Here is a 4,637-nt window from a genome sequence, read left to right as displayed (position 1 = left end):
GGAAGAACAATGGCGGGGCGGCGCCTTATTTAATGTAAGATAGTATTAGTTAAAAAATAGATACAGGCATTTCTTATGCCTGTATCTATGATGCATTAATTTAACAAGAAAGCCTCTTTACCCTTGTACGCATAATCTGTACATAGATTAAATGCAAACTGTGATTTTATTTGGGCAGTTCCCCCCATTAAAACAGAATGTAATTTGGCTTCTTCATTTTTATAATTACGTATATTTTGAAAGTACCCAGTAACGGCATTATAGGCACCAAAAACAGTTCCTTGAGTCGTGTCCGTTACTTGTGTTGGGTCAGACAAAGCATATTCATAAGCTGATTCTACCATATTAGTAAAATAAGTAGAAAAATGCTCTTCTTTGTCTTCCTGTATTTTTTTCAAGATTTCTTTGTTGGGAACTAAAGCCAATTGAATTAGTTTTTTTAACTCTTTATCCGCTATTTTAATTTTAGTCCATTGATTAAAAATAGTTTCCATTTGTTGGGATAGGATGTCTGATATGCCCATTACTTTGTGTGCCTGTTCCAAGCGTTGTTTAGCGTTAGAAGTGTGACGAATGCGTACGCTATTGGCTTGCGTGCGTAAGGCAGCGTTAAGAGTATTGGCGCAAACAATACGAATAGGAGTAAAGGCGGCTGTAATGCTACCGCTTCCGTCGTGGGAAGTTGTTAAGAATAGGTATTTTTCTATTAGGTCTTCTTTTCCTACTCGAATATAGTCAGGTAGTTTAGCCGTAATAAAAATACGTTCCCCTTTCCCCAAAGCACCTGCGGTTTCATATAAAATACCATCCCCATTTACAATACTGTCAAAAAAGGAAAAAGCTTCTATATTTTGAACAATTTGATATTCTTTACCTACAACACCAAGAACTGTATTAGTATCTGTTCTTATGGTGCTAAAATAATTAGGTACTTCTATTGCAGTGTGTTCTGAAATTGGTGTCAATAATTTTCTTTTTTCTACTTCATAATCCAATCCAGCATGATGAATTGCTTCAGCACTGGTTGGATATTCCTGCACAATTTGCCCCAAATTGTGCCAGGCTTTTTCTTTTACACTCATAAAACTGTGTTTTCCTAATTTTTCGTTGAAATTGATTTGATGTGACATGGTTTTAAAATTTATAGATTATTAAAAATGAATTAAAACGGTAAATCCTCTGCAGGTTCGTTTTTATTTTCTGAGCTATTCATTCCCGTTATTTTGTTATTTTTAGCAAAAACTAAAATTTTAATATTGTTGGTATGAAAAGTGATATTGCCAAAAGCTTTTCCCTCAGCATTGCTATACACATTTAATCCAATGCGCCCAAATAATTGTACTAATGTTCCTTTTTTAAGTACCTGTGCAGTTTTTGAGTTCAACCAATACGAACAACTAATGAAAGTGGTTACTTCTTTTAATTCGTTACTTCCTTTGGGTTTGTAGGCATCATTTATAGCTATACTAAAATTGACTACCTCTTGGGTTTTGTTTACTTTGTGAACTGTTGCATGGGCTGTAAGCCTTCCTGTAATTTCCATAATTATAAGTTTTTGAGCGTTATTGTTTATTTTTCTATGACCGTCTCTACTAAAAAATGTTTAAAAAGAAAAAACGGAAAAAAAGAAAGCAAGAGGCTAGTAGAGCAACTAATACAAAGTGCTATAAGTCCCGAAGGGGGAGCAAGAGTAAACGCAGCTCATTATGCGCACGACGTATTGGGGCACTACTATCTTAGCTGCCCTTTTAGTCCGTTTCGAATGAAAACTCGATTTGAAATTAACTTATAGCATCAGCACAACAAATAGAAAAATTGACAGAATGCTGATACTAGAATCCATTCTTTTTCATTCTATTTTTGGGATTTTAAAAGCATTGTTGCTTCTTTTTTTTGACTACATTTCTATAATTATAGAAAATTAAAATGACTTTTTAGTTTTTCTATAACGGTTTACAAGGTTTTGATTTTTAGAACTTTAAAGTGAATAGTTAAAGCTTTTTAGTAGCAAATAAAAGCATTTCAGAATATTAATAAATTATTAAATAAATAGTTTCTGAAAGCATCAAAGTGTCTATTCGACTAATTTTGTTGCACCTTTCTTCAAATTCCAAATCGCATCATGAAAACTAATTTAGTCCGAAGATTACACGAGGGAGATGATTCTTGTTTTAAAGAAATCTATGAATTATATCATTTCAAAGTTTTTAGTTTTGTAAAAAAATACACGACACAACTTGCCGATGCAGAAGATGTCACCCAAAATGTATTCATCCATCTCTGGAAGTACCGCAATGCTTTAGACACTACAATCGAATTGGAATCCATTCTCTTTAAAAGTTCCAAACAAGAAATTTCAAGATGGTATAAAAAGCAAAACAGAATTTTTTCGGTAGAAGACAAACAGTTGCTAAAAGATTTGGATCGGACGGATACAGAAGAAGAGTCCATGAATACGAAAATGGAAAGTATCGAATCTCTTTTGGAACAGATCCCAGAAAGAAGGCGAAAAATATTTGATTTATATACGTTTGAAGAGTTGAGTCATAAGGAAATCGCACTAAAAATGGATATGTCATCGAGTGCTGTAGCCAACCAAATTTCAAAAACAGTACAATTCCTTAAGAAAAATGCTGTTGAGCATCATGAGTTATACTGGTTTGCCATTATGTACGCTGTCCATTCTTGATGACCTTTTTATTTTAGTATTGCTAATTAACCAGTTTGTACTATTGGTAAAAGAATTGGTTACTGCTAGAAACACAAATGGCTTTTCTACATCATTTCTCCTTCTTTTAGTTTACAATTTATTTACAAACACCTCTTGTTTGTTATCAAAACATTATTGCTTGCTTCCCCCCGTGATATTTTGAACCTTTAAAATCTAATGTATATAAACGAAAGCACTGATACGAATAATGCTTTTTCAAAAATAGTTAATACACTTAGGAAGATGGGGTCAATAAACGGAAGTAAAAACAATATAAAAAGAGAATGGGATAGTATTCCCAAACAAGGAATACTGCCGTACGAGACAAAAACACGGATGTGGAATACTATTGAAAAAAACACTGTATTCAAGAAAAGACGTCGTCAGCGATGGATGGCTGCCGCTAGTGTCTTGTTTCTTTTGTCTATTGGGAGTTACCAAGTGGTATTTAATCCTATTTTTTCCAAAACCCGAATAGTGGCTACTAAAACATTTCCACAAGACATTCGTATTCTTCACTTACCGGATGGTACTCGCGTTTGGGTCAATGAGAATACTGAAATCAGTTATCCTAAAGAATTTGGGAGTAATGAAAGAAGTGTGACGCTAAAAGGGGAAGCTTTTTTTGAAGTAAAAAGAGATCCATCAAAACCCTTTGTTATCCGTTCAGGAGAAATCAAAACTACCGTTTTAGGAACTTCCTTTGCTATTAAAGCTTATGATGGAATGGCACCCGAAGTTAGGGTTAGAACTGGTAAGGTAAGAGTAGATGGCAGAAACAATACTGTCTTATTAGAAAAAGGAGATGCGGGGGTAATGGCTCCAAAAACGAAAACGCTTCAAAAACAAAAAACAGAAACACTAGAACCCGAATGGAAGAAAATGATGTTGGATGTAGATGGCTTGACACTAGATCAGGTTATCGTACAGCTTCAGTCTTTCCATCATTTTGACGTACAGTACGCTAATGATAATTTAAAGAAACTCAAATTAAGCGGAACATTGGATGCAAGACAAGGCTATGTTAAAATGTTACAAACAGTGGCTTTTGCTGTTGAAGTAGAAATTAAAGCTACGGACAGTATTCATTATAGTATCAGCAAATAAAAAAACACTAGTGTAAGCAACCGTACACTTTTTATAATCAAACATTACAAACACAAAATTTTCATTATGAACAACATTATTTCCAAGCAATTATCTATTGCTAGCTGGATTTTATTCATGGGTCTATTAATTGGAGCCAGTACTATGCGAGCGCAATCGGGCACTGTTTCCGTAGATTTTAAAAATACGGCACCTAAAGAGATTATTAAAAGCTTAGAATCGCAAACCCCTTATAAATTTATATATCAAAAAGATATTAATCTTGATGATCCTAAAATAACACTTCAAAAGAAAAATGTTTCTATTGATGAAATATTAAAAAATTTACAAGTATTGACCAACCTTAATTTTCTGAGAAATGAAAATAACATTGCTATAAATAAAAAAACAAATCCTAAGAAACCGGGAAAGATTACGGGAAAGGTCGTTGATAACACCGCCCTTTCCTTGCCAGGAGCTACTGTTAGCATACTTGAGAATGGATATTCTACCATTACGGACAATGATGGTAATTACTCCTTTTCATTAGAACCGGGAACTTATACTTTGGAGATTAGTTTTGTGTCTTTTCAAACTCAAAAAATTACAGGCGTTAAAGTTAGTGAAAATGATATTACCCCACTAAATGTGGCATTAAAAGAAGATGCTGAATCTCTAAAAGAAGTAGTTATTACAAAAACCTATCAAAAAGCCACGGCTTCGGTTGAAGGGATGCTTTTAGAACAAAAAAAAGCAGCGCAATTTTCCGATGGTATTTCTGCCGAGCAAATAGCTAGAACTCCTGATAAGGATGTGGGAGCAACATTGAAACGTATTACAG

The 4,637-nt window shown here is 33.9% G+C and carries 5 protein-coding genes; 3 read left to right on the top strand and 2 right to left on the bottom strand.

Going from position 1 to position 4,637, the window contains the following annotated elements:
• Positions 1 to 95: 95 nt before the first annotated feature.
• Complete coding sequence (locus tag WBQ70_RS09010) at positions 96 to 1,130, bottom strand: DUF932 domain-containing protein (protein ID WP_423913136.1); 1,035 nt, start codon at positions 1,128 to 1,130, stop codon at positions 96 to 98.
• A gap of 32 nt (positions 1,131 to 1,162) precedes the next feature.
• Entirely contained in the window at positions 1,163 to 1,543 is a 381-nt protein-coding gene (locus WBQ70_RS09005) for a single-stranded DNA-binding protein (RefSeq protein ID WP_423913134.1), read from the bottom strand.
• A 579-nt stretch (positions 1,544 to 2,122) separates the two neighbouring features.
• Here WBQ70_RS09005 and WBQ70_RS09000 point away from each other — a divergent pair.
• The 3 genes from WBQ70_RS09000 to WBQ70_RS08990 all read left to right on the top strand — a co-directional run.
• Positions 2,123 to 2,689, top strand: coding sequence for an RNA polymerase sigma factor (locus WBQ70_RS09000; protein ID WP_423913132.1), 567 nt, complete (start codon positions 2,123 to 2,125; stop codon positions 2,687 to 2,689).
• Positions 2,690 to 2,887: 198 nt separating this feature from the next.
• Positions 2,888 to 3,817, top strand: a complete 930-nt coding sequence (locus WBQ70_RS08995; protein WP_423913129.1) for a FecR family protein — start codon at positions 2,888 to 2,890, stop codon at positions 3,815 to 3,817.
• A 66-nt stretch (positions 3,818 to 3,883) separates the two neighbouring features.
• Positions 3,884 to 4,637: carboxypeptidase regulatory-like domain-containing protein (locus WBQ70_RS08990; RefSeq protein ID WP_423913126.1), on the top strand; the 754-nt coding region annotated here is incomplete at its 3' end.

The organism is Flavobacterium sp. (assembly GCF_049590715.1).
Classification (GTDB): Bacteria; Bacteroidota; Bacteroidia; order Flavobacteriales; family Flavobacteriaceae; genus Flavobacterium.
The sequence above is the reverse complement of the archived record's forward strand: the minus strand, read 5'-3'. Positions and strand labels throughout refer to the sequence as shown.